The organism is Spongiibacter marinus (assembly GCF_016906995.1).
Lineage (GTDB): Bacteria > Pseudomonadota > Gammaproteobacteria > Pseudomonadales > Spongiibacteraceae > Spongiibacter > Spongiibacter marinus.
On record NZ_JAFBBD010000002.1, the window covers coordinates 366,782 to 390,676 of the forward strand.

Below are 23,895 nucleotides of genomic sequence, written 5' to 3' on the forward strand. Positions count from 1 at the left end.
AAATTGTGCCTATGAATGCCGCCGCTAACACCCCTTGGTATCGCCAGTTTTGGCCGTGGTTCTTAATTGTACTGCCAGGCGCTGTCGTGGTGGCGGGGCTGTCCACCGTCGCCATTTCGATGAAGCACGCCGATAACTTGGTTGCCGACGATTACTACAAAGAAGGTTTGGCGATTAACCAGCGCTTGTCTCAGGATCGCCGCGCCGCGGAGAGTAATATTTCGGCGGCGATCGATTTTGCTTCGGGTGGCAGTATTCTCCTCGAGCTCTCCGGCAATACCGTGTCATGGCCAGACCATGTGCAGTTGCTGTTACAACACCCGACCAGCCAGGAGCTTGATCACAGTGTGGTGTTGTCTCGTGAGTCTCAGGGCGGCTATCGCGTTGATGTCGATACGCTTGTGCAGGGACGTTGGTATCTGACCTTACAGAGTGTCGGTTTGCCCGAGGCAGAAAGTTGGCGCTTAAAGGGAGAGGTCGATCTGAATAGCCGGCGGGAAGCCCTATTGGTGAGCCGTATCGGTGGCTGAGACAAGCTGCTTTCATTGCGGTGAGCCGTTGCCAGCGAAAGGCCGCTATAGCTTAATTATCGATGGCCAAGAGCGATTGATGTGCTGCCCGGCCTGCGTCGCAGTGTCGGAATGCATATTGGGAGCGGGTCTGGACGACTACTACCGCATGCGGGACCAGCAAGCTAACCGCCCTGCGGCCAGCGCTGAAGATTATCTGCAATACGATTCTCCCGCCGTATTCGAGCAGTTCTCCCACCCCGATGGCGAATGTTGGCAGAGCCAGCTCAGCGTCAGTGATATGCATTGTGCGGCCTGCGCCTGGTTGATCGAAAACCGCCTCGGTGCAATCGATGGTGTCAACGCAGTCCGTGTCAATTTGCAGCGCGGCATGGCAACAGTAGAGTGGTGTCCCGCCCAGGTTCAGCTCAGTGAGATTTTTGCGTCGGTTCATCAGCTCGGCTACGGCGTTCAACCCTGGTCTGCTGAGGCCCATCTCCAGCAACTGCAAGAAGGACAGAAAAGCCTGTTAAGGCGCCTTGGTTTGGCTGGCGTGGCGATGATGCAGTTAATGATGACTGCCATCGCACTTTACGCTGGCGACTTTCAGGGCATCGACACCGATATCCGTCAATTGCTGCGTTGGTTTAGTTTGGCGATTGCCACGCCAGTGATTTTGTATTCCGCACAACCGTTTTTTTCCGGCGCGTGGCGGGGTATCAAGGCAGGCCGAGCGGGCATGGATGTGCCGGTTTCCATCGCTATGCTCGCCGCCTATGGTGCCAGCCTAAGGGCGACGGTAAGCGGGGAAGGTCACGTCTATTTCGATACGGTGAGCATGTTTTGCTTTTTCTTGCTGCTCAGCCGCTACCTGCAAAATGCGGTGCAGTTGCGCCGCGAATCCTCAATTCGACCATTACTTCCCCTCACCGCCAGGAAAGTTGCGCCCGACGGTGCAAACCAGTGGGTGGCGCTGTCGGCACTCCAGGATGGCGATGAGCTGCTGGTGCAGCCCGGTGAGCTGGTGCCCGTGGATGGTGTGGTCGTCAGCGGGCAGAGTAGTGTTGAGGATAGCGCCTTCACCGGCGAGTTTATGCCGCGCAGTAAAGTGCCCGGCGATACCGTACTGGCGGGTAGCCACAATATTGATGGCAGTTTGTGTCTTCGCCTTCAGGGCCACCCAGAGCAAAGTCGCTTGTCGCAAATTGATCAGTTGCTCGACAGTGCGCGCCTTGCTAAACCCCCGATAGCAGAGCTCGCCGACCGGATCAGTGGCTACTTCACCTTGTTTGTGTTGTTCTGCGCAGCGGCGGCCTATACCTATTGGTCTTTCAACCCTGGCCACAGCGCTTTTCTCACCGCGCTTGCGGTGCTTGTGGTGAGCTGCCCCTGTGCGTTGTCGCTGGCAACCCCCAGCAGTTATTCTGCGGCGGTCAGCGGCCTGCGTCGCCGCGGGGCCTTGGTTGCCAATGCGGCGGTGCTTGAGAATTTGGCAGGCATCAGCCATGTTATTTTTGATAAAACCGGCACGCTTACCGAGGGCCGTCCTCGCCTGTTGAAAGTGGAGCTTGCTGGCGAGTTAGACGAATGCCAGGCACTGAGTATTGCCGCCGCACTTGAAGCCCCATCCAGCCACCCGATTGCGCAGGCTTTTTCAGTCGATGCCCTCGGTGCAGCAGGCTATACACTGACAGCGCTGGCGCCCAGTCAGCTCGATTTGCAGGCCGGGCAGGGAATTAGCGCCGTTATTAATGGCGACAGCTATAAAATTGGCCGACGTGAGTTTTGCGGCTTTGCCGAGCAAGGTGACAGCGATGAGTTGATGACTGTGTACCTTGCTAAAAACGGCAAACTTGCGGCGCGTTTTTTCCTTGAAGACACCCTGCGTGAAGGCGCTGCGCAGGCGCTGGCCTTTTTAAAGCAGCGCGGTGTGCGCAGTGTGTTGTTAAGCGGTGACAGCTCTGATCAAGTCGCCGTTCTCGCCAACGCTTTGGGCTTTGATGAGTATCAAGCGGGCTGCACGGCTGCCGATAAACTGGCCCGTATTAGCTCACTGCAGGCAATGGGCGGCACGGTGCTTATGGTCGGTGACGGCGTTAATGATGCGCCGGTTATTGCCGCCGCCGATGTCTCAGTCGCGATGGCGGGGGCGAGTGATCTGACGCGCTCCTGTGCAGATGTGGCACTATTGAGCGATCGCTTAAGCTTGATCGAGTTGTTGTTTACCAAATCCGCCAAGATGGGGCGTATTCTTCGGCAAAATATATTCTGGGCCTTGCTGTATAACGGCACGGCCTTGCCAGCAGCCGCAGCGGGCTTGGTGCCGCCGTGGTTAGCAGCAATCGGTATGTCGTTGAGCTCGCTGGTCGTGGTGTTAAATGCCCTGCGTTTGGATAGACAAGAACAACAGCGATCGCTGAATACTCAGCATGTGGAGTTGGCCAGTGTCTAGTTTATATATTCTACTTCCGGTCGCGTTGGTGTTTTTCGTCGCCATTTGCGCGCTCTTTTTTTGGGCGGTGAATCATCGTCAATTTGACGATCTTGACCGCGAGGCGCAGCGGATTCTCTACGATGACGAACGCCGCAAGAAGCGCGCTGACAAAAACGATGATTGATCCCAGTAACATCAATTACACCGCGGCGTTTATGCTCGGCTTGATGGGCAGCCCGCACTGTTTGGGAATGTGCGGTGCCATCAGCGCGCTTAGCGCGGCGTCCAGCGCGGGGCGATCGCCAATCTTAATGTTGGGCTTTCAATTTGGTCGAATCAGCAGCTACGCCCTTATTGGCGCGATCGGCGGCGGTATTGCCGCGTGGCTCGGCGCGGAGTTTATGGTCGTTGGCAAGGCGTTGCGATTATTGGCGAGCGTGCTACTGATTATGGTCGCCGTCGCACTGGCAGGCTGGTGGCGGGGTGGTGGCCTTATTGAACGCGGCGGCGCGAAAATTTGGCGTCGTATCCAGCCGCTTACCGTGAAACTATTGCCGGCTGATCGTTTGCCCAAAGCGCTGGCGCTGGGTGTACTGTGGGGCTTTTTGCCCTGTGGGCTGATATACAGCAGCCTGGCGTGGGCCAGTACCAGTGGCAGCGCGTCGCAGGCGGCGGCACTGATGTTTTTCTTTGGCCTGGGCACGCTTCCGGCGATGTTGGCAGTCAGTGCCGCACAGCGCAGTGCGCTGGCATGGCTGCGCAACAGCTTCTTTCGAAATACCGTTGCGGTATTCATGATTCTGTGGGCGGTCTTTTCTGCGTCGACCCTGTTTGCTTCGCACGGTGGTCACTCGGGAGCGACTGATGGTGCTGGTCAGTCAATGGAGCACCATCACCACTGACAATTACTGATCAGCTACGCTGATTGGTCCGTCAGCGCTTGTGCGGTTCGGGATTGGTTGGGGCGGCCCAAGGTCGCCGAGATAGCGTTACCCGCATCGATAAGCGCAGACAGGTCAATGCCGTGGTGAATGCCGAGGCCGCTGAGCAGGTACACAACATCCTCACTTGCCACATTGCCCGACGCCCCTTTTGCGTAGGGGCAGCCCCCTAAGCCGGCAACCGAACTATCGATGGTCGCAATGCCGCGCAGCATTGCCGCGTAAATGTTGACCAGCGCCTGACCATAGGTGTCGTGACAATGCACGGCGAGCTGCTCGGGTGATATTTCGGCAAGCAAGCCGTCGAGTAAACGGTTCATCGACGCGGGGGTGCCCACGCCAATGGTGTCGCCCAACGATATTTCGTAGCAGCCCATCGCCAGCATTTCCCGACTCACCTCGAGGACCTTCTGTGGTGAAACGCTGCCGTCATAAGGACAGCCGAGCACGCAGGATACATAGCCGCGCACGCGTATTTTGGCGTCGTTGGCGCTTTGCATTACCGCTTCGAAGCGCTTGAGGCTGTCGGCAATACTGCAATTGATATTCTTTTGCGAGAAGCCCTCCGACGCGGCGGCAAATACCGCTACTTCTTTTACCCCAGCGGCGAGCGCGCGGTCGAGTCCCTGCAGGTTGGGCGTCAATGCGCTGTAACAGACCCCGTCGTCGGGAAGGGCGGCAAACACCGCTTCGCTGTTGGCCATTTGCGGCACCCACTTGGGGTTCACGAAGCTACCGGCTTCAATATGCTTGACGCCAGCGTTTGCAAGCCGCTGAATCAAAGCCACTTTGTTGGCAACGCTGATGGCGTGTTTTTCATTCTGTAAGCCGTCGCGGGGGCCGACTTCTACCAGCTTTACGCTATTGGGGAGCATGGCTAGGCCTCCTCGAAACTGAGTAAGCTGGCGCCGCCTTCAACCAGGTCACCTTCGCCGAAGTGGAAGCTAGCAACGTGGCCGGCTGATGGCGCGGTCACGCTGTGCTCCATTTTCATGGCTTCCATAATCATCAGTACATCGCCCTGTTGGACTGACTGCATGGGCTCTACCAACAGACTGACGATGCGCCCATTCATCGGCGCTAGCAGCCCGCCATGTTGCTCGTCGCTGGCACTTTGATAGCGATGGGGCTCACAGCGCAATGCCTGGCCACGTTCGGTGAACAACAGACAATCGTCTTTGGTGCTGCGGCGCAGCTGTTTTCTACAACCATTGATTTCCACCGTCACACTGCTGCCATCGAGGTTACCGTTCACGTGGAAGCGCTGGCCATCTATGGTTAAGGCCCAGCCAGCACTGAGGTGGCTGACGCCAACATTGACTCGCTGCCCGTCGATCGTTAACGCGAGTTCACGTGAGCGGGATAGGTTCAAGCGCCAACTGTCCTGTTTCCAGGGTGAGTCGCTACTGCACTGAGTGCTTTCGCAAAGCAGGTAGTGGAGAGCGGCTAGGGCGTGTAGCTGGGGCTGTTGCTCCGCTTGACGCTGTTGCTCGTCGCGGCGCATATCGTCGTAGTGTTTGTCGATGAAGCCGGTGTCAAAGTCCGCGGCTTCAAAGGCAGTGTGGCTGGCCAGTTGATACAGGAAGTCTCTGTTCGTGGTCAGGCCATCAATATGACATTCACACAGTGCCCGTTGTAAGCGTTTGAGCGCACGCTCGCGGTCTTCATCCCACACGACCAATTTGGCTATCATGGGGTCGTAGTACATGCTGATGGTATCACCAGCGATGACCCCTGAGTCGACGCGAGTATGGGGGTTTTCAGTGGGAAAGTGCAGGGTGTTCAAGCGTCCCGTCTGCGGCAAGAACTGTTGCTCGGGGTCTTCGGCGTAGAGCCTGGCTTCAAAGGCGTGTCCGCGAATTTGCAGCTCCTGTTGTTGGCAGGGCAGTGGCTCGCCGCTGGCGACCAGAAGCTGCCACTCCACCAAGTCCTGGCCGCTGATCATTTCAGTGACGGGGTGTTCTACCTGCAGGCGGGTATTCATTTCCATAAAATAGAAACCGTTGTCGCTGTTAAGCAGAAACTCCACCGTACCTGCGCCGCGGTAGCCAATCGCTTTTGCGGCCTGCACGGCGGCGTCGCCCATCGCCTCACGCAGTGACGCGCTCATGCCCGGGGCCGGCGCCTCTTCAATGACTTTCTGGTGGCGGCGTTGCAGCGAGCAGTCGCGTTCAAACACATGAACGGCATTGCCGTGGCCGTCACAAAATACCTGAATTTCCACGTGGCGAGGGCCGGTGAGGTATTTTTCCACCAGCATTTTGTCATCGCCAAATGCATTGATGGCCTCGCGGCGGGTGGCCGCCAAAGCGCTGTCAAAGTCCTCGGCTTGCCAGATAATGCGCATGCCTTTACCGCCGCCACCGGCGCTGGCCTTGAGTAACACCGGGTAGCCAATATCGGCCGCCGCCTGTTTTAGCAGTGCGTCGTCCTGGTCGTCCCCGTGGTAGCCTGGCAGCAGCGGCACGGCGGCCTCGCTCATAATCGCCTTCGCTGCCGACTTGGAACCCATGGCCTCAATCGCGCTGACAGGCGGCCCAATAAAGACGATGCCAGCGGCATCACATGCTCGACAGAAGTCAGCGTTTTCCGACAGAAAACCGTAGCCGGGGTGGACGGCTTCGGCGCCGCTGCGCTGTGCGACGTCGAGAATTTTGTCAGCGCAGAGGTAAGACTCAGTCGCGGCTGAAGGGCCGATATAGTAGGCCTCATCGGCCTGGGCAACGTGCTGGGCGTTGCGGTCGGCATCGCTGTATACGGCAACGGTTGCTACGCCCAGGCGTTTGGCTGTAGCGATGACCCGACAAGCGATTTCGCCGCGGTTGGCGATCAGGATTTTATTGAACATTTTACTCTCCGCTATGCCAAGCAGCTTGGCGTTTTTCCAGGAAGGCGGTCAGGCCTTCTTGCCCCTCGGGGGAGACGCGAATATCGGCGATGCGCTGACAGCTATCTTCGATCAGCGCGCTATTGGTTTCGCAATTTTGATAGTCCAACACTAGCTGTTTCGCCGCCCGCATGGCGGAGGGGCCATTGGCGAGCAGCTGTGCAACCAGTTGCTCCAGGCGGGCGTCGAGCTGGTCGTCATCGACACACTCACTCAGCAGCCCTAGTTCGGTGGCGGTGTTGGCGTCGAATCGCTCGGCGCTAAGAAAATAGCGGCGCGCGGCGCGCCCACCGATAGCGTTGATCACGTAGGGGCTGATGGTCGCGGGGATCAGGCCAATCTTTACTTCGCTCAGGCAGAAGCTTGCTCGCGTATTTCCAATCGCCATATCGCAGCAGCTGACCAGGCCGACACCGCCGCCAAAGGCCGCGCCGTTTACCCGGGCGATGGTCGGATGGGGGAAGCCGTTCAGCGCATCTAGCAGGGCCGCTAATGCGCGGGCGTCGCGCAGATTTTCCTCTACGCTGTAGTTGGCCATGCGCCGCATCCAGTTGGCATCGGCACCGGCAGAAAAGCTCTTCCCGTTGGCGGCTAATATCAACAAGCGCACCGCGGGGTTGGCCGCCAGCGTCGTCAGTGCGGCATGTATCTCTGCGATAAGGCTATCGTCAAAGGCGTTGTGAAGTGCTGGCCGGTTAAGCGTAAGAGTCGCGACGCCGCGTTGGTCGACGTCGCAGATAAGGGTCGCATCTGTCATGGGCTGCACTCCTACATCCGGAAGACGCCGAAGCGGCTGTCGTCGATGGTTTTATTCAAGCTGGCAGACAAACTCATGCCCAGCACACGGCGGGTATCCGCAGGGTCGATAACGCCGTCATCCCACAATCGTGCCGAGGCATAGAAGGGATGGCTCTGCTCGGCAAATTTATCCAGGATCGGCTGTTTGAAGGCCTGCTCCTGTTCATCGCTCCAGCTCTCGCCCTGGCGTTGGTATTGCGCGCGTTTAATGTCGGCCAGTACACCGGCCGCTTGTTCGCCGCCCATCACGCCGATTCGCGCGTTGGGCCACATATACATAAAGCGCGGCTCATACGCGCGGCCACACATACCGTAATTGCCCGCTCCGTAGGAGCCGCCGATAACGACGGTGAATTTTGGAACCTGGGCGCAGGCGACTGCCATCACCATTTTGGCGCCGTGACGAGCAATGCCGCCGGCTTCGTACTGCTTTCCTACCATAAAGCCGGTGATGTTCTGCAGGAAGATCAGCGGGATCTTGCGCTGTGCACACAGCTCGATAAAGTGGGCGCCTTTTTGTGCAGATTCACTGAACAGAATGCCATTGTTCGCGACGATGCCCACCGGGTAGCCGTATAGCCGCGCGAAGCCACAGACCAAACTGCTGCCAAACAGCGCCTTAAATTCGTCGAAGTCGGAACCGTCAACAATACGCGCGATTACTTCGCGCACATCGAAGGGCTTGCGGCTATCGTTGGGAATAACGCCGTAGAGTTCATCGGCGGCGTAGAGCGGTGCTTTGGTTTCGCATTGCTCTAGCTGTTGCGGTTTTTGGCGATTCAGCTTTGAGACGGCCTGTCGGGCCAGCTGCAGAGCATGCTCATCGTTTTCCGCGTAGTGATCAGCAACGCCCGACTCACGGCAATGCACGTCGGCGCCGCCAAGCTCTTCGGCCGTGACCACTTCCCCCGTTGCTGCCTTTACCAGCGGGGGGCCAGCCAGAAAGATGGTGCCCTGCTGCTTAACAATAATGGTTTCGTCAGCCATGGCAGGCACATAGGCGCCACCGGCAGTACAGGAGCCCATCACCACGGCGATTTGAGGAATATTCTTCGCCGACATATTCGCCTGGTTATAGAAAATACGGCCGAAGTGTTCGCGGTCTGGAAAAACCTCATCCTGGCGGGGCAGGTTGGCACCGCCGGAGTCCACCAGATAGATGCAGGGTAAGTGGTTTTGTTCGGCGATCGTCTGCGCGCGCAGGTGCTTTTTGACAGACAGGGGGTAATAGGAGCCGCCTTTAACCGTGGCATCATTGGCGACAATCATACATTCGATGCCGCAAACCTGCCCGATACCGGCGATGACGCCCGCCGCAGGTACGGACTCGCCGTAGACTCCTTCAGCCGCCAGCTGAGCGATTTCCAAAAAGGCGGCGCCGGGGTCCAGCAGGGCGTCGATACGCTCGCGGGCCAGCATTTTTCCGCGTTGGTGATGGCGCTCACGCGCTTTTTCACCACCGCCCTGGGCAATTTCTTCCGACTTGTTGCGCAGTGCCTCGACCTCTTTGGCCAGGGCCTGGTAGTTTTCCTGAAACTCAGCGCTGTGTTTGTCGACACGGGTGTTAAGCACGGTCATAGCAGGTCTCCAATCACTTAGCGGGTTTCGTTAAACAGTTCTCGACCGATCAGCATACGGCGAACCTCAGAGGTGCCTGCGCCAATCTCGTAAAGCTTGGCATCGCGAAGTAGGCGGCCTGTCGGGTAGTCGTTGATGTAGCCGTTGCCGCCGAGAGTTTGAATGGCTTGCAGAGCCATTTGTGTGGCCTTTTCAGCGGTATACAGAATGACGGCGGCGGCGTCTTTGCGGGTTTCTTCTCCGCGATCACAGCTTTTTGCGACAGTGTACAAATAGGCCCGGCTGGCATTGAGATCGCAGTACATGTCGGCGACCTTGCCCTGCATTAACTGAAACTCGCCAATGCTCTGGCCGAATTGGGTGCGCTCGTGTAAGTAGGGCACCACGACGTCCATGCAAGCCAGCATAATCCCCGTGGGCCCGCCAGACAGCACCGTGCGCTCGAAGTCCAGGCCGCTCATCAAAATGCGCGCGCCGTCGCCCTCATTGCCCATGAGGTTTTCTGCAGGGACCTCACAGTCCTGGAATACCAGCTCGCAGGTATTTGAGCCGCGCATACCCAGCTTGTCGAGTTTGGGGGAGCGGGAGAAGCCCGGGAAATCGCGCTCGACAATAAAGGCACTGATTCCCTTGGAGCCGCCCTGTGGGTCAGTTTTGGCATAGATCACATAGGTGTGAGCGTCGGGGCCGTTGGTGATCCACATTTTGTTGCCGTTGAGGATATAGCGGTCACCTTTTTTCTCTGCCCGCAGTTTCATGCTCACCACATCGGAGCCGGCGTTGGGTTCTGACATCGCCAGCGCGCCGATATGCTCGCCGCTGCATAGCTTGGGCAGATACTTCTCGCGCTGAGCCGCGTTGCCGTTTTTAAAGATCTGGTTTACGCACAAATTGGAATGCGCGCCGTAGGACAAGCCCACAGAGGCCGAGGCGCGGCTGATCTCTTCCATCGCCACAACGTGCGCCAGGTAGCCCATATCGCTGCCGCCGTATTCTTCGCTGACGGTGATACCCAGCAGGCCCAGGTCGCCGAATTTACGCCACAGGTCCAAGGGGAACTGGTTGTCCTTGTCTATGCTCTCTGCCCGCGGGGCAATTTCGGCCTGTGCAAAGCGATAAACCGTTTCTCGGAGCATATCGATGTCTTCGCCGAGGTCGAAGTTAAGGCTGGGGTAGGCGGTGCTCATATCAGGGCTCCTTAGCAGTGATGCTCTGGTCAGGCGAGGCGTTGTCTAAAGCGTCAAGGCATCGCGTCTCTGCGGCATCAAGTTCTTGTAATAGGGTTTGAATATCGTTGAGTTGTTGCTCTAGCTGCTGGCGCTTTTCGCGAATTTTGTCGATCAGTCTTTGCAACTGCGGGCTGTTGTCGCGCTGGGGGGCGTACATTTCAATAATGTCGCGGCTCTCCTCCAGTGACAGGCCTAGCCGTTTACCGCGCAGAATCAGTTTCAGCTTGGTGCGGTCAGCGCTGCTATACACTCGCGTTTGGCCCCTGCGTATGGGGCGCAGGAGCCCCTTCTCTTCGTAGAAGCGAATACTGCGGGTGGTAATGTCAAACTCCGAGGCGAGGTCGGAGATGCTGTACTGTTGCGTCATTTTGAAATGGGTTCAGGCGGTTGTGTTGCATGTTATAGATTACGTTTACGTTAACGTCAACTTTTTGTGTCACTTTTTCGCTGTGCTGTAACGAACTGAGCAAAGGGGGGGAGGGAGCCGCCGCTTGTTCGCAAGCAGCGGCGAGGGACCTAGCCTTAATTCAACTGGATTTGGCCAAAGTGGCTAACGCACTGATGTGTTGCGTGACCGACAAGGTCACCGCTGCGCTGAACCCAGACCGTGCGCATGCCCGCTTGGGCGGCGGCGTCGAGCTCTTCAACAATGTCGGACAAAAAGAGCGTTTGCGCGGCTGGTATGTCCAGTGCGCGGCTGATTTCCCGGTAGGAGGCGGCATCGCGTTTGGGGCCGGTGGTCGTGTCGAAGTAGTCACTGAACAGCTTGCGAAGGTCACCTGCCTCGCTGTGCCCGAAAAAAAGTTTCTGAGCGAGGATCGAGCCCGAGCTGTAAACATAGAGGGCGATGCCCTGTTTATGCCACTGCGTCAGGGCGGCGACAGCGTCGCTGTAGACATGGGCGCGGAAGTCGCCATTCGCATAGCCGTGCTCCCAGATTAGGCCCTGTAAGCTTTTCAGAGGTGTTATTTTTCGGTCTTCATCTATCCATTGCTCCAGAACACGGATGATGGCCGAGTGGTCATCTGCATTGAGTTTGGCAATGCGGGCGGTTTCTTTAAGTATTCCGCTGACTTTCGGCTCGCGATGGTGCGCGACGACAAAGTCACCCAGATGTTTGCGGGCGTAAGGGAACAGCACTTGGGTAACGAAGTCTATGGCGCTGGTTGTGCCTTCGATGTCGGTGACAATAGCCTTGATCATAGTGTGTCCAGGCGAGAGTAACGCTGGGCAATATCGCTACCGGTGTAGTGTGCCACCCAGCCGTCGGGATTATTAAAAAATCGAATCGCGAGCAATGCCGGAGTGGGTCCCAGGTCAAACCAGTGTGGGGTGTTTGCCGGGACGCTAATCAGGTCGCCACGCTCGCAAAGCACTTCGTAGACCATGGCACCAATATGCAGTGCAAACAGGCCGCAACCGTCGGCAAAAAAGCGCACCTCGTCTTCGCTGTGGCAGTGCTCGGATAAAAATTTCTCGCGCAGGGCAGCCTTGTCGGGGTGGCTGTTATCAAGACTGATAACGTCGACGCTCTGGTAGCCCTGTTGCGCAACCAGGGCGTCTACCTCGGCTTGATACGTTTTTAACACCGTCTCGGCATCATCACCGGCTTTGACCTCGCTGCGCGTGCGCCACTGTTCAAAGCGCACGCCGAGCGCGGCGAGCTGGTGTTGAATCTCGGCAGCGTCAGTGCTTTGGGTAACGATGTCGTCGCTGTTATCGTCGCGGTACACGCGCAATGCTGTCATGGTGTTGATCCTCGGTTAGCGGCGCAAGCGATGCATTTCCAGCTCGCAGTCCAGCATAAATTCAAGGGCTTCCAGGTGGCGTAAACAGTCGTTCAGGGTTTGCCCCCAGCAGTACAGACCGTGACCTTCTATCAGATAGCCTGGGCACGCTGGGTATTCCTGAAGGTACTGATCTACTTCTATGGCCAACTCGGCGATGTCTTGCGTATTTGCAAAGATCGGAATATCAACCGACGTCGCGTGACTGTCAATGTTGGGAAAAGCCTTTAGCAACTCGTAGTCACGCAGCGTGATTTTGCCGTCGCTGGCGTGGAGCCGCGACAGAATGGTCGCCGTTGCGCTGTGGCAGTGCAGGACCGCGCCGAGGTCTGCGAAGCGGCGGTACAGGGCGGTGTGGAGCAGGGTTTCCGCCGAGGGCTTGCCGTCGCTAAGCGCGGCGCCGTCGAAGTCGACGGCAATAAAGTCGGTGGGGCCGAGCTGGCCTTTGTGTTTACCTGAGGCGGTTACCAGCGCGCTATCACTGTCCAGGCGGAGCGAAAAGTTGCCGCTAGTGGCTGGCACCCAGCCGCGCTGATACAACTCGGCGCCCGCGGCAGCCAGCGCGATCGCCTTGTCGAAAAAGGTCTTGGTCTTTTTCATGAGGCGCTCCCGGTTGCTGCTTTGTCGAGATGAGCGGCGATGGTGTCTCGCCCTGGCTGATGTATGACACCGTGTTCGGTCACGATGGCATCAATGAGTGACGCGGGCGTGACATCGAAGGCCGGGTTGTGTGCCGGGCAGCCTTGAGGCGCAATGGCAGTGCCTTGGCTGTGAGTGATCTCCGAGGCGCTGCGCTGCTCGATGGGGATGTCAGGGCCATCCATCGTGCGGTCAAAGGTGCTCGTAGGCGCGGCCACCATCATCTTTACGCCGTGGTGACGCGCGATAATGGCGAGGTTGTAGGTGCCGATTTTGTTGGCGACATCGCCATTGGCGGCGACGCGGTCGGCCCCGACAATGACCCAGCTGGGTGTCAATTCGCGCATTAATTGAGCGGCTGCACCCTCGGTTGCCAGCGTTACCGGGATAGCGTCTTGCATGAGTTCCCAGCTGGTTAATCTGGCACCCTGCATCCACGGCCGAGTTTCTCCGGCAATCACGCCGCGGAGAGTGCCTTCACGCCATGCAGAGCGAATGACGCCGAGCGCTGTACCGTAGCCGCCAGTCGCCAACGCGCCGGCATTACAGTGGGTATACACCAGGCTATCGGGCTCGATTAATGTCGCGCCGTGGTCGCCGATGCGCCGGTTAATATCGATGTCTTCCTGATGGATTTGCTGGGCCAATGCCAGCATCGCCGATCCAAGGCCCGGGCCGTTGCCGTACTGTTCCACGACGAGATCGCAACGTTGCAGCGCCCAAAACAGGTTCACGGCAGTGGGGCGACTGTCTGCGAGGGCCTGGCGAGGTGCCGCTAAGGCTTTTGTCCAAGCGGCAACACTGGGCTGCTCACCACATTGTCTACACGCCAATGCCATACCGTAGGCAGCGGTAATGCCGATGGCGGGCGCGCCGCGCACGACCATGTCGCGTATTGCGTGGGCAACGTCTTCAGCACGGTCGTAGCTCAAGTAGGCGCAGGTATTGGGCAGTGCGCGTTGATCGAGTAGTTCTAGCTGGTTGTTGTTCCAGCGGATAGCATCTGGCGTAGACACGGCAAGCCTCCGTTTTTGGGGGCGCCATTATAAGGCAGGGCGTTCTCCGCTGATAGCGGGTAAAATGCTCGCCTTTACGAAACGGCTTGGGGGGATTATGGAAGGCTACACAGTGTGGCTTGTGGCGGGCACAGTGATCATTTTGGTATTGGCCAGTTACGCCGCGATACTGCTGATGCGGTTGCGCGCGCTATCCAAGGCCCAGCGCGCTGCAGTGCAGGCCGCAGACGACGCAGTGGTAGAATTTCAGCCAGCGAGCAACGAGCACGCCTTGGGGGCGCGCGAGAGTATTCGCGTGTTGGCAAAGTGTTTCCTCGACGGGCAGGTGGGGGGCAGTGAGCTGTGTTTGCGGGTCGCTGTGCTGGTTGATCAGCCGGCTATCGATGCTGGGGTGCGGCAGCAAGCCGGGGTGTTTGTTGAAATGGCGGCAGAACTAGCAGATATCCCCACTCACGATGCCTGGAAATCATTGGGTCGCACCGAGCGTGAGAACTATCGCAAGCATATGGCTGCGCTCGAGGAGAAGCACGCCACTGCCATGCGAGAGGCGGCGGAAATACTAGCCAGGTAATGGGTTTATTGCTGCTCGGGCAACAGTAAATTGAAGCCGTCGACCATATCGTGCTGCAGCTGCAATTGTGCCTCTAGCTGTTTTGGCTCCATTGGGTCTATGCCAAAGATGGATTGATGTAATGGGGCCAGTGTCACGTAGCCCAAAATCATACAGTGGAAGGCCATCGCAGTGGGGGCGTGTATCCACTCGATATTGGGGTTGTTAGCGCCGTCGCTGATAAAGGCGAATATTTTCCGGTACCAGCGCTCGCTGAGCAGAGTCAGCGTTTCATCTTGCGCCAGTGTGGCGTGTTGCACCAGACGAGCAATATTGGGGCGAGCGCTCAGGTCACTCATGATGGTATGAATTTGCTCGCGGATCTCCAGAAAGTTGGCAGCCGTGTGGAGTTTGCTGGTTTTTTCCACCAGGGGGGCCATCAGGCGTTCGCAAACTTCCTCGTAAATGGCGAGTTTGTTGCTGAAGTGTTTGTAGATCCCGGGGCTGCTGATGCCAACCTGCACGGCGATTTCACTGATAGAAGTCGCGGCGAAGCCCTGCTGTGCAAACAGTTCCTCTGCCACTTGTAAAATGCGCTCACGGGTATTGCGCCGCGTTGTCATGGTGCTGGTCCTATACTGCGCCTATCGTCGACAGGTTTTCCTGAAGCAAAAGCCAGGCCACGCCAGCGGCGCAGCCCACACTCACTATTAACCATGCTAGCGCCTGCCAGCGGTAGCGTCGACTCAGGGATTCGGGTTCTGAGGTGGCGATGATAAACGGTTGTTGTCGATTGGGCGAGTGACGGAGCGTATTCACTGCTTGGCTCGGCGAGCTTTTACGCGCTTCTCGCTCTGCCATGCGAAGGGCCTCCCTGCGCGCCAGCTCCCACTCAGCCGGGTCTATCTCGCCATTGTTATCGCGGTCAAAGCGCTGCACGAGTTTGTCGTAGTCCTGTTTCCAGTCCTTGAGAATCTCCGCCATTCGCGATTGGTTGCGCTGAGCGTCGCTCGGCGGGTGGCGGGTTTCAAAAAGGCCCAGCGCGTAGAGTAGGTCGCCCTCGCAGAGAAGCTCTTCGGTATAGCGGTAACGCCGGCCAAACAGCGAGTGCTTCTGCCCCGAAATCGGGTAGCGGCTACTGCCATACCAGCTGCGTTTGCGGTGGCTGGATATATCTGCTTTGTCGGGGAAGATGTAGCAGCGACCACTGCCGTCGTTGAGCAAAAAAGGCTGCTCGCTGCTGAAGCCTTCTATTTTACGCCAGCGGCTGTTTTTGCCACTGCGCTCATAGCGTTCTATGCGATAGCGAAACCAAATGCAGGGGCTGGCCGATAGCTTACTAAGCAACGGCGTGGTTTGCTCCGGGCGCTCGCCGCTGCCGATTAGCTCCACATAGCCCTGAGAGGCTGAGCGGATCTTGGATGTTGGGGTGTCCTCAATGAGGCGCGCGCGTCCCAGCCGAGAAAAGCTGGCAACGGCGGCAACAGTGCTTATTACGCCCAATAAGGCAATATGGAAAAGCCCTTCCATATTGCGCTAGCTGTTGAACAAGGTGCTGATATTCACATCCTTCAATTCTGCTTTTTCGAACTGTAACAAGTCGAAGGCCTTGAAGTTAAATGCTCGGGCAATCAGTACGTCCGGGAACTGTTCTATACGCACGTTGTTATTGTTGACGGCTTCGTTGTAGACCTCGCGCCGGTCCGCAATGGCATTCTCGAGCGCAGAAATGCGGGTGTGGAGATTTTGAAATACCCCATCTGCTTTGAGCTCTGGGTAATTTTCCGCGAGAGCGAAGAGCTGCCCGAGGCTACTGCGCAAGCCATTTTCCGCTTGCCCGAGGCTTTTTATGTCGTGTTGAGCTTGTGCGTCAGCGACTTGTTGGCGAGCCAGGATAACCTTTTGCAGGGTATCCTGCTCGAACTGCATATACTGTTTACAGGTCTCGACGAGCTTGGGGAGTTCGTCGTGGCGCTGTTTGAGCAGCACATCGATGTTGGCGAGGTGCTTGGCAACGTTGTGCTTGAGATTCACCAAGCCGTTATACATAAGAACTAAGTAGAGTACGGTAAATACCAGTACTGCTAGAAATACCATCGTGCCTACGGCCATGGCGATGTGCTCTCCGTGTTGTATTGTTATTGCAGGACTCAGTTCACCGGCCAATCTGGAGCGGGCAGGCCCATATTTTCCAAAAATACCGGGTTGTAGAGCTTACTTTTGTAACGGTCGCCATAGTCGCAAAGAATCGTGACAATCGTATGGCCGGGACCCAACTTGCGGGCCAGTGCAACGGCGCCCGCGATATTAATTGCCGATGAGCCGCCAAGACACAGGCCTTCATTGCGGAGCAAATCAAAGATGTAGGGCAGCGCTTCCGCGTCTGCGATCTGGTGGGCACTGTCGACTTCCGCCAAGCGTAAATTGTCGGTGATTAAACTAATACCAATGCCTTCAGCGATGGAACGGCCTTCGCCCTGCAGCTCGCCGTGGGTGTAGTAGTTGTAGAGTGCAGAGCCTTGTGGGTCGGCAAGACCAATGTGTATGTCCTTGTTGTGGGCTTTGAGTGCGCGACTGACGCCGGCCAGTGTTCCGCCAGTGCCCACGGCGCAGATAAAGCCGTCAACTTGCCCGTCGGTCTGACGCCAAATTTCCTCGCCGGTGGTTTCCTGGTGAATTTTTGCATTGGCCGTATTATCGAACTGGCGCGCCCAAATGGCTCCGTTGGCTTCGCTGTCATTGAGGCTTTCAGCGAGGCGGCGGGCAGTATGAATATAGTGATTGGGGTCGCTGTAGCTTGTGGCTTGAACGAGCCGCAAATCTGCACCATAGAGATCGAGTAATTCAATCTTTTCGCGGCTTTGACTTTGCGGCATTACAACAACACTTTTATAACCCAGAGCATTGGCGATCAGTGTCAAACCAATACCCGTATTGCCAGCGGTGCCCTCTACAATTGTGCCGCCGGGGCGCAGTGAGCCGTCGCGTTCTGCTTCGCGAATAATGCCGAGTGCTGTGCGGTCTTTGACGGAGCCTCCGGGGTTAAGAAACTCCGCTTTGCCAAGAATAGTGCAGCCGGTGAGTTCTGATACTCCCTTCAGCTGTATTAAAGGGGTGTTGCCGATGAGCTCCGGCATGCTCTTATAGGTCATTACTACTTCTCCACAGCGAATAGGTCCATGTTAACGAGCGGTGGACGCGGTCACAAGCGCCTGTATTTAGACTATTGTTGATAAATGCCGATAGCATCTGTGTAGAATCTGCCAGCGCGGTGCTAGGGTACACCTTTGCAAAAATGGAGATTAGGGTGAAGGCAGTAATTCGTGGCTTGATCTGTTTATTCTTTCTAGCGGGCGGGGTTGCACATTTTCTGTTCGCCCAGGAGTTTGCTGCTATTGTGCCGCCGTTTCTGCCATACCCAGTTTGGATTGTTTGGTTAACCGGTGTGTTCGAACTGCTGATTGCGCCACTGATATTTTTATCTCGCTGGCGCCAGCGAGTTGGCCAGATTATGGCGCTGTATTGCATCGCTGTTCTGCCCGCCAATATCTACCAAGCTATGGCGGGCGTTGCAGGCCCCGGCGGCGAGCTACCTGACACGGTTCTATGGTTGCGCATACCGCTGCAATTCGTGCTGATAGCCGCTATTTTATGGGCAACATCAGGGATGATCCGTAATCAGTCCTCCAACGTAAACGAGGCCTCAAGAGGTTAATACATGGCAAAAGAAGCCACACAACAAGAGCGCACAGGGGCATTCTGGGCGGATTGCATGGAGCGCGTTGCCGGTGAGAGGGATAAAAAGAGCTTTATGCTGCTTTTTGATCACTTTTCACCCAGGGTGAACGCCTATTTGCTGGGCCAAGGCGTGGAAGCCTCACTAGCGGAAGATTTGACGCAGGATGCACTGCTCGCTTTGTGGAATAAAGCGCATTTGTACAAGCGCGAAAAAGCCGCGGTAAGCACGTGGCTTTTTCGCGTGGCGCGAAATCTGTGGATAGATCGTTTGCGTAAACAACGTGGGATAGCGTATGAATCTGACGAGAATTTGACAGAGACCTACGAACCCGAGCCGAGCATTAATGCAGACGGCGACCGACTTTTGAGAGTCATTGAGCAGTTGCCAAACAACCAGGCTCAAGTGGTGTACAAGTCTTATTATGAGGGCAAAAGCCACAGTGAGATAGCGCTAGAGACTGGGATGCCTCTAGGCAGTGTGAAATCTAGTTTACGGCTGGCGATTCGGGCGTTTCGCCAGCACTTCGGAGATAATGAATGATGGGGCACATCGAACATCATCCAAACGATGAGACAATTTTGAGCTACGCGGCCGGTTCGTTACCAGCCGCCATGGCGCTGGTTGTGGGTTGCCATTTGCAATACTGCAGCGCATGCCGGGAACGAGTGGCGCAGGCTGACGCTGTTGGCGGTAGCTTGATGTCGCAGTTGCAGGAGAAGCCGCTTTCAGACGGGCGACGCGAATCCATGATGGCGTTGCTGGACGCGAGTCCGAGCGGCGAAGCAAGCCCAGCCGCGGCGCACGAAAGTTCACCTGCGGCGGCGTCGCGGAGCGAGTTACCTCGTTTGCTGCGCAATCTGGTGGACCAAGACGACTTCGATTCTCTGCCATGGAAAAGTATCGTGCCTGGTATGAAGCAGGTGGATTTGAAGTGCGGGGAAGGGGACGCCAAGTTATTGAGAATAGCGGCTGGCAAGCAAATGCCCGTTCACACCCATCGCGGCCACGAACTGACACTGATATTGCGCGGTGGCTATAGCGACAGTCTCGGTAAGTTCAACGCGGGAGACTTTGCTGATTTGGACGGTTCGGTTGAGCACCAGCCGATCGCCGATGCAGATCAAGACTGCATTTGTTTAGCTGGCATGGATGCACCACTGGAGTTCCGCGGGTGGATCGCTAAATTGGTGCAACCCTTTATCAAAATCTAGAAGGGATTGTGTAGAAAAAAGGCAGACCTTGGGCTGCCTTTTTTATTGCTTAGTATTATCACACTCGGTGTGAGGGCGGTTAGAACTCGTAGATCACGTCGATACCGTAGGTACGAGGTTCTCCCCAGATAACGGCCCGGTCACTGTGCGGCAGGTTGTCGATAGCCGTGATTTCGTATTCCTCATCGCCGAGGTTTTTACCCCACAGGCCGATATTTAATGTACCAAATCGACTTACGGGCACTTGGCTGAGACTTAGGCGACCGTTCCACAGGCCGTAGCTACCAATGAAGGTGTTGACGGCATTGGCTTCGCGCACACCGCCGTTGCGGTCGTCCATGAAGTTATAGCTCACGTTGGCCGACAGCACGCCCCAATCCCAAGAGCCGATCGTCCAGTCCGCAGACGCGGTGTAACTGTGCTCGGGCGCGGAATAGAACACGAAGGTATCGGTAACATCGTTACCGGCCTTGTCCACGGCCTTGGTCACTTCTGCGTCGAGGTAAGCGTAGTTCAGCATCAGCATCAAGTTATCTGTCGCCATGAAGGTGATGTCAGCTTCAAGGCCGCGCATTTCCGCTTCACCCGCATTCGCCACTTTGGTGTCGGCAATGGTGCCGGCGAGAATAAAGTTGAGCTGAATGTCGGTGTACTCGCTGTAAAACAGGTTGGCATTTATGCGCAGTCGGCGATCCAGAAGCTCGCTCTTGATCCCTGCTTCAATAGAGTCCACGTGTTCCTCGTCGAAGCCGTCAGCAAAGCCGTAGCCGTAGACGACGCCATCTGGCGCGGGCTGATCTGTGTCGTCACCGCGTCCCTCTGGTGTGGTTGGCCCTGAGGGTGTGCCTGTGGAGCCGCGTTGTGGGTCGCGCGTGTTGAAGCCGCCTGATTTATAGGCCTGGATAAATTTACCGTAGAGGTTGATGTCCTCGGTCAGGTCAAATTCGGCAATAAAGCTGAAGGAGCTATCGGTGAAATCCTTCGATGCGTAGATATTATCGAAGGCGCGATCGCCCGGTAATAAGAAGCCACCTGCACCCAAAACAGGCTGCAATGGACCCAAGTTCTGCATATCTATTGCTTGGTTTAACGTGCCTATCTCTAGGTAGGTTTTATCTGTCTGATTCTTCAGTGCTTCGCGGGAGTCTTTGGAGTAGCGAGCACCAAAGGTTAGGTGTAGGCGTTCATCAAGAATGCCCGGTGTCCAGGTAAACTGACCGAATACCGCTTTGGCCGTGTTCTCGATGTCGTATCGCTGCGACAACATATTAACGATCTTAACGTCGCCAGCCGTGAGTAGCGTGCTTCCCAGAATTTGTCCCAAAACGGGGATAGGAATAACGTTATCACTGATTTCTGAGCTGAACTGGTGGTGGAGCGGAGCATTGTTTTCCGTGGCTTCTTCTTCGAAGTAGTACGCGCCCACGATGTAGTCAACCGAATCTTTAAACAGGCTCCCTGCAAACTGCAGCTCGTGAGAGGTTTGTTCTTGAGAGATTTTCGGCACGACGAGAGGCAGGCATTCCTCGCCAGTTTGTGCCTCGACTGCGGGTCCGCAGTACTCATGTGAGTCGGTGCGGTAGCGGCCTGAACCTATTCCGCCGCCTAAGTCAGCATACGACGCGTCATACAATTCGCGATAGGCCGCGATGTACTTCACCTGAACATTTTCAAAATCTTTGGTCAGGATGAGGGAGTGGCCTTCGATTTCGGTTTCTGACGTCTCCATCGGGCGGAACGTTTCCATGGAGTCGAAGCGGTCTTCACTGTGCTTAGCCTGACTTACCGAAAACTCTCTAACGGGCTCTGCTTGCCCTTTGTTTTGTTCGCCGGGGCGAATCGACTGATACATGTAGTTTATGTATTCATACTCGGATTTGTCATAGGCGTAATCCAAGGTCATGGTGTCACTGATATCCCAACGAAAGTCGATGCGATAGCCCTCGACTTCGCGGTCGCCAAAATCACCGCCGGGGCCGGTGTTTTCGATGAAACCGTCCATTTCCGTTGTCAGATAGGCGACCTTGGCCGCCAAGGTATCGCTGATGGGAATGTTCGCGGTGGTTTTAGAGGTGAACTGGTTGCGGTTGCCAAATGTGAGTTTTTCTTTGAATTCGAAGGCCTCAGTCGTTGGGCGCTTAGTCACTAGGTTGATGGCTCCACCAGTGGTGTTGCGGCCGTATAGTGTGCCCTGGGGGCCGCGGAGTACTTCTATACGCTGTAATTCAGCGACGTCGAGCGCGGTGCCTGTGGAACGTGCGATATAAACGCCGTCCACATAAATCCCGATCGGCGGATCCTGCGTTACCTGAACGTCCGACAGGCCGATACCGCGGATAAAGATTCGCAGTGTTGCATTGTTGATCGGAAATGGCTCGATCGTCAGGCTGGGGACCTTGGAGCCGATATCGTTCAAGTTGTTGATGCCGTCAATTTCTAGGCGCTCTTCGCCGAAGGCCGTCAGCGAAATGGGCGTATCCTGTAGGGATTCCGCTTTTTTCTGAGCGGTCACAATCACCTCTTCCAGGCCGCGAGGCGTATTTTTCTCTTGGGCGTAGCTTAACTGGGCGATTGAGCTGGCGAGCAGGCACAGCCCTGCTGCAATAGGGGTTGTGTTCTTCACGTAGTGCTCCATTGGTGCTGATTATTGTTATGTTGCAGTGTGCAGTTAAAGCATATTCGACTACTGCACGCAACAGCCCATTTGTACTAGAGGCTGTTGGCATCGCGCTGGGGGAGCGCGCGGCTACGATGTGGGGGGAGATCGCCGCATCGTAGCGGCGACGATGTGCTCAGGGGAGGGGGCGAGCGAGAACCTCGGCAACTTTCTCCATAACAGCGGGATTCCAGGCAAAGGCGAGGTGGCTGGACTCGACCTCGATATTGTCGATATTTGGCCCCTCAAGTCGGGCGATAGAGGGCGACACAATCCCGTCGCAGGGACTGTAGATCACCGTTGTCGGCACGGTGCGCGGCCCTGCATTCAACTCTACCCATTGATCCGTGTTTTGCTCGTGGTCGGGCGTTGTACTGCGATTGAGTAGCTTGAGGACATTCCAGGCGGCGGTTCCTTTCGGGTCACCGTAGGGGGTGCCCAGGCTAATCACGCGACGGATTTTCTCTGGCTCACGCTGCGCCATTGCGTTGGCGTAAATGCCCCCCAGGCTCCAGCCGATTAGACTGATGGGCTGCCTGTCGCACAGCTCGTATAAATCATCTACGCGCTGCTGGATGCGGCTGAGCATATGCTCTTGAAACTCGTGCATGTGCTCCATTTGTGAGATGCGCCCGGCGGGAATATTGCGGCCAAGCTTCCACGGTTCGGCCTGGTAGTTCCAGCGCCGCAGCCAGTAACGCAATGCTGACATGCTGCCATCGTCACCACCGTAGCCGGGGAGGGCGATAACCGGGTGGCCGTCGCCTCTCGGCAATTTTGCGAGCTGCCGGTGGCGGGAAACTAGCAAGCTACATTCCTTGGCGGCGCGACCGAACTCTCCGAGGGTGTTCGAGAGACGCGGAGGCCGAATATCAGAGCCATGGCTCAATGTGAGGCTGGGGCTAGGCATGATCATTTCCATTGTGTTGGTGATACGGCGTTATACGCTACTCGTGACGAGTGAGATGTGTTATGGTATTTTTAATTCGACTATATTAAAACGAGCGCGATACCAAAGAAAGTTCATCGCCTAATCACCATAGACGACGCGGTTTCGGCCCGAGTGCTTAGCGGTATACAGAGCCCGGTCGGCCCGTTCAAACAGGCTTATGCGGCCGTCGCTGCCGTCGTGCCGGAACTCGGTAATACCAATGCTTACTGTCATTGATATATCGAGCTCGGCATCAACCTGAGCTGGGTGGTATTGCAGAGAGGCCCTGATACGCTCGGCAACGCCCCAGGCGGAATCTTTGTCGGTCGAGGGCAAGATCACCACAAATTCCTCTCCGCCATAGCGCCCGACCTGGTCGTACTCGCGCAAATTTGTATTGAGAATATTGACCATATGCTTAAGGGCAACATCGCCGGCGGCGTGGCCGTGGGTGTCGTTTACTTTCTTAAAATGGTCGATATCCAGCACCATCAGCGACAGATTTGAGGTTTTGCGGCGGGCTTCTGCAATCGCTGAGTCGAGTAGCTCATCGATCATCCGACGATTCCAGCACTGGGTTAAAGAATCGCGGGAAGCCAGTTGATTGAGGGTTTGCTCCAGGCGAACGATGCGGCTGCCTGCGGCGAGCCGAACCTTGAGCACGCGGTGATCAAAGGGTTTGCTCAAGAAGTCGTCGGCGCCAGACTCCATCGCTTCTATAACCGCCTCATTGCCCTCTTTGCCTGTGAGCATAAGAATGTAGAAGAACTGGCCGTCATCTCGCAGCCGTATATTTTCACAAAGTTCAGGGCCACTCATTCCCGGCATCGACCAGTCGATGATAAGAAGGTGAGGCGGGCTGTCTTCATTCAGGATCTCGAGCGCTTGTTCACCACTTTTCGCGACAATGGGCGTAAAGCCCCAGTCTTCTACGGCGGCGCAAAGCGCGAGGCGAGTGATTGGGTCGTCGTCGACCAGTAAAATATCCAT

At 56.4% G+C, this 23,895-nt stretch carries 25 protein-coding genes; 8 read left to right on the top strand and 17 right to left on the bottom strand.

Features of this window, described 5'->3' with window-relative positions:
* The first annotated feature begins 11 nt into the window (after positions 1–11).
* From HNR64_RS04175 to HNR64_RS04190, 4 genes are read left to right on the top strand one after another with little or no spacing between them, the layout of a single operon-like run.
* Positions 12–530, top strand: coding sequence for a FixH family protein (locus HNR64_RS04175; protein WP_204995287.1), 519 nt, complete (start codon positions 12–14; stop codon positions 528–530).
* Positions 523–2,961, top strand: a complete 2,439-nt coding sequence (locus tag HNR64_RS04180; protein WP_204995288.1) for a heavy metal translocating P-type ATPase metal-binding domain-containing protein — start codon at positions 523–525, stop codon at positions 2,959–2,961. The genes HNR64_RS04175 and HNR64_RS04180 overlap by 8 nt, the downstream gene beginning before the upstream one ends.
* Positions 2,954–3,127 carry a cbb3-type cytochrome oxidase assembly protein CcoS gene (gene ccoS / locus HNR64_RS04185; RefSeq protein ID WP_204995289.1) on the top strand — a complete coding sequence of 58 codons (174 nt, stop codon included), beginning with the start codon at positions 2,954–2,956 and terminating at the stop codon, positions 3,125–3,127. Before HNR64_RS04180 ends, ccoS begins: the two co-directional genes overlap by 8 nt.
* Entirely contained in the window at positions 3,120–3,845 is a 726-nt protein-coding gene (locus tag HNR64_RS04190; protein WP_204995290.1) for a sulfite exporter TauE/SafE family protein, read from the top strand. The genes ccoS and HNR64_RS04190 overlap by 8 nt, the downstream gene beginning before the upstream one ends.
* A 14-nt stretch (positions 3,846–3,859) precedes the next feature.
* On the opposite strand, the gene HNR64_RS04195 is transcribed toward HNR64_RS04190, so the two are convergent.
* The 10 genes from HNR64_RS04195 to mtnA form a co-directional block, all read right to left on the bottom strand.
* Entirely contained in the window at positions 3,860–4,759 is a 900-nt protein-coding gene (locus tag HNR64_RS04195; RefSeq protein ID WP_204995291.1) for a hydroxymethylglutaryl-CoA lyase, read from the bottom strand.
* Between the two features lie 2 nt (positions 4,760–4,761).
* A complete protein-coding gene (locus tag HNR64_RS04200) occupies positions 4,762–6,732 on the bottom strand; it encodes an acetyl/propionyl/methylcrotonyl-CoA carboxylase subunit alpha (protein ID WP_204995292.1) in 1,971 nt (656 codons plus the stop codon).
* 1 nt (position 6,733) lies between these two features.
* Positions 6,734–7,528: an enoyl-CoA hydratase/isomerase family protein gene (locus HNR64_RS04205; RefSeq protein WP_204995293.1), complete on the bottom strand. Its 795-nt coding sequence runs from the start codon at positions 7,526–7,528 to the stop codon at positions 6,734–6,736.
* Between the two features lie 11 nt (positions 7,529–7,539).
* The gene (locus HNR64_RS04210; protein ID WP_204995294.1) at positions 7,540–9,147 is read right to left on the bottom strand and encodes a carboxyl transferase domain-containing protein; all 1,608 of its coding nucleotides are present in this window, start codon (positions 9,145–9,147) and stop codon (positions 7,540–7,542) included.
* Positions 9,148–9,164: 17 nt separating this feature from the next.
* Positions 9,165–10,334, bottom strand: coding sequence for an isovaleryl-CoA dehydrogenase (locus HNR64_RS04215; protein WP_204995295.1), 1,170 nt, complete (start codon positions 10,332–10,334; stop codon positions 9,165–9,167).
* A 1-nt stretch (position 10,335) separates the two neighbouring features.
* Positions 10,336–10,743, bottom strand: coding sequence for a MerR family transcriptional regulator (locus tag HNR64_RS04220; protein WP_204995296.1), 408 nt, complete (start codon positions 10,741–10,743; stop codon positions 10,336–10,338).
* A 155-nt stretch (positions 10,744–10,898) separates the two neighbouring features.
* Entirely contained in the window at positions 10,899–11,579 is a 681-nt protein-coding gene (mtnC, locus tag HNR64_RS04225) for an acireductone synthase (protein ID WP_204995297.1), read from the bottom strand.
* The gene (locus HNR64_RS04230; RefSeq protein WP_204995298.1) at positions 11,576–12,124 is read right to left on the bottom strand and encodes a 1,2-dihydroxy-3-keto-5-methylthiopentene dioxygenase; all 549 of its coding nucleotides are present in this window, start codon (positions 12,122–12,124) and stop codon (positions 11,576–11,578) included. Before HNR64_RS04230 ends, mtnC begins: the two co-directional genes overlap by 4 nt.
* 15 nt (positions 12,125–12,139) lie before the next feature.
* Positions 12,140–12,763, bottom strand: a complete 624-nt coding sequence (locus HNR64_RS04235; RefSeq protein ID WP_204995299.1) for a methylthioribulose 1-phosphate dehydratase — start codon at positions 12,761–12,763, stop codon at positions 12,140–12,142.
* Complete coding sequence (gene mtnA / locus HNR64_RS04240; protein ID WP_204995300.1) at positions 12,760–13,818, bottom strand: S-methyl-5-thioribose-1-phosphate isomerase; 1,059 nt, start codon at positions 13,816–13,818, stop codon at positions 12,760–12,762. The genes HNR64_RS04235 and mtnA overlap by 4 nt, the downstream gene beginning before the upstream one ends.
* Positions 13,819–13,915: 97 nt before the next feature.
* Between mtnA and HNR64_RS04245 the strand changes: the two genes are divergently transcribed.
* Positions 13,916–14,389, top strand: coding sequence for a DUF2489 domain-containing protein (locus HNR64_RS04245; RefSeq protein WP_204995301.1), 474 nt, complete (start codon positions 13,916–13,918; stop codon positions 14,387–14,389).
* A gap of 5 nt (positions 14,390–14,394) precedes the next feature.
* Here the strand turns inward: HNR64_RS04245 and HNR64_RS04250 are convergent, their stop codons facing one another.
* The 4 genes from HNR64_RS04250 to HNR64_RS04265 are packed head-to-tail and all read right to left on the bottom strand — an operon-like array spanning position 14,395 to position 17,520.
* Complete coding sequence (locus tag HNR64_RS04250) at positions 14,395–14,991, bottom strand: TetR/AcrR family transcriptional regulator (protein ID WP_051171304.1); 597 nt, start codon at positions 14,989–14,991, stop codon at positions 14,395–14,397.
* Positions 14,992–15,001: 10 nt separating this feature from the next.
* Entirely contained in the window at positions 15,002–15,898 is an 897-nt protein-coding gene (locus tag HNR64_RS04255; protein WP_204995302.1) for a GIDE domain-containing protein, read from the bottom strand.
* Positions 15,899–15,904: 6 nt separating this feature from the next.
* The gene (locus tag HNR64_RS04260; RefSeq protein ID WP_204995303.1) at positions 15,905–16,480 is read right to left on the bottom strand and encodes a LemA family protein; all 576 of its coding nucleotides are present in this window, start codon (positions 16,478–16,480) and stop codon (positions 15,905–15,907) included.
* Between the two features lie 38 nt (positions 16,481–16,518).
* Entirely contained in the window at positions 16,519–17,520 is a 1,002-nt protein-coding gene (locus HNR64_RS04265; protein WP_204995304.1) for a cysteine synthase A, read from the bottom strand.
* Between the two features lie 77 nt (positions 17,521–17,597).
* On the opposite strand from HNR64_RS04265, the gene HNR64_RS04270 reads away from it, so the two are divergent.
* The 3 genes from HNR64_RS04270 to HNR64_RS04280 are packed head-to-tail and all read left to right on the top strand — an operon-like array spanning position 17,598 to position 19,318.
* On the top strand, positions 17,598–18,083 hold the full coding sequence (locus HNR64_RS04270; RefSeq protein ID WP_204995305.1) for a DoxX family protein: 486 nt from the start codon (positions 17,598–17,600) through the stop codon (positions 18,081–18,083).
* A 3-nt stretch (positions 18,084–18,086) separates the two neighbouring features.
* Positions 18,087–18,647 (top strand): sigma-70 family RNA polymerase sigma factor, encoded by a 561-nt coding sequence (locus tag HNR64_RS04275; protein ID WP_036256790.1) that lies wholly within the window; start codon positions 18,087–18,089, stop codon positions 18,645–18,647.
* Positions 18,644–19,318, top strand: a complete 675-nt coding sequence (locus HNR64_RS04280) for a ChrR family anti-sigma-E factor (protein WP_204995306.1) — start codon at positions 18,644–18,646, stop codon at positions 19,316–19,318. Before HNR64_RS04275 ends, HNR64_RS04280 begins: the two co-directional genes overlap by 4 nt.
* 79 nt (positions 19,319–19,397) lie before the next feature.
* Here HNR64_RS04280 and HNR64_RS04285 read toward each other — a convergent pair whose 3' ends face one another.
* The 3 genes from HNR64_RS04285 to HNR64_RS04295 all read right to left on the bottom strand — a co-directional run bounded on the left by HNR64_RS04285 (position 19,398) and on the right by HNR64_RS04295 (position 23,895).
* The gene (locus HNR64_RS04285; RefSeq protein WP_204995307.1) at positions 19,398–21,941 is read right to left on the bottom strand and encodes a TonB-dependent receptor; all 2,544 of its coding nucleotides are present in this window, start codon (positions 21,939–21,941) and stop codon (positions 19,398–19,400) included.
* Positions 21,942–22,110: 169 nt separating this feature from the next.
* On the bottom strand, positions 22,111–22,884 hold the full coding sequence (locus HNR64_RS04290; protein ID WP_204995308.1) for an alpha/beta fold hydrolase: 774 nt from the start codon (positions 22,882–22,884) through the stop codon (positions 22,111–22,113).
* A gap of 120 nt (positions 22,885–23,004) precedes the next feature.
* Entirely contained in the window at positions 23,005–23,895 is an 891-nt protein-coding gene (locus HNR64_RS04295) for a GGDEF domain-containing response regulator (RefSeq protein WP_204995309.1), read from the bottom strand.

Coding starts and splice junctions, on each gene's coding strand:
- HNR64_RS04265 (WP_204995304.1), bottom strand. CDS start 17,520: ATGACCTATAAGAGCATGCCGGAGCTCATCGGCAACACCCCTTTAATA.
- HNR64_RS04205 (WP_204995293.1), bottom strand. CDS start 7,528: ATGACAGATGCGACCCTTATCTGCGACGTCGACCAACGCGGCGTCGCG.
- HNR64_RS04290 (WP_204995308.1), bottom strand. CDS start 22,884: ATGCCTAGCCCCAGCCTCACATTGAGCCATGGCTCTGATATTCGGCCT.
- HNR64_RS04220 (WP_204995296.1), bottom strand. CDS start 10,743: ATGACGCAACAGTACAGCATCTCCGACCTCGCCTCGGAGTTTGACATT.
- HNR64_RS04235 (WP_204995299.1), bottom strand. CDS start 12,763: ATGAAAAAGACCAAGACCTTTTTCGACAAGGCGATCGCGCTGGCTGCC.
- HNR64_RS04280 (WP_204995306.1), top strand. CDS start 18,644: ATGATGGGGCACATCGAACATCATCCAAACGATGAGACAATTTTGAGC.
- HNR64_RS04245 (WP_204995301.1), top strand. CDS start 13,916: ATGGAAGGCTACACAGTGTGGCTTGTGGCGGGCACAGTGATCATTTTG.
- HNR64_RS04175 (WP_204995287.1), top strand. CDS start 12: ATGAATGCCGCCGCTAACACCCCTTGGTATCGCCAGTTTTGGCCGTGG.
- HNR64_RS04200 (WP_204995292.1), bottom strand. CDS start 6,732: ATGTTCAATAAAATCCTGATCGCCAACCGCGGCGAAATCGCTTGTCGG.
- HNR64_RS04190 (WP_204995290.1), top strand. CDS start 3,120: ATGATTGATCCCAGTAACATCAATTACACCGCGGCGTTTATGCTCGGC.
- HNR64_RS04195 (WP_204995291.1), bottom strand. CDS start 4,759: ATGCTCCCCAATAGCGTAAAGCTGGTAGAAGTCGGCCCCCGCGACGGC.
- HNR64_RS04250 (WP_051171304.1), bottom strand. CDS start 14,991: ATGACAACGCGGCGCAATACCCGTGAGCGCATTTTACAAGTGGCAGAG.
- HNR64_RS04215 (WP_204995295.1), bottom strand. CDS start 10,334: ATGAGCACCGCCTACCCCAGCCTTAACTTCGACCTCGGCGAAGACATC.
- HNR64_RS04230 (WP_204995298.1), bottom strand. CDS start 12,124: ATGACAGCATTGCGCGTGTACCGCGACGATAACAGCGACGACATCGTT.
- HNR64_RS04210 (WP_204995294.1), bottom strand. CDS start 9,147: ATGACCGTGCTTAACACCCGTGTCGACAAACACAGCGCTGAGTTTCAG.
- HNR64_RS04295 (WP_204995309.1), bottom strand. CDS start 23,895: ATGGATATTTTACTGGTCGACGACGACCCAATCACTCGCCTCGCGCTT.
- HNR64_RS04260 (WP_204995303.1), bottom strand. CDS start 16,480: ATGGCCGTAGGCACGATGGTATTTCTAGCAGTACTGGTATTTACCGTA.
- HNR64_RS04275 (WP_036256790.1), top strand. CDS start 18,087: ATGGCAAAAGAAGCCACACAACAAGAGCGCACAGGGGCATTCTGGGCG.
- HNR64_RS04255 (WP_204995302.1), bottom strand. CDS start 15,898: ATGGAAGGGCTTTTCCATATTGCCTTATTGGGCGTAATAAGCACTGTT.
- mtnC (WP_204995297.1), bottom strand. CDS start 11,579: ATGATCAAGGCTATTGTCACCGACATCGAAGGCACAACCAGCGCCATA.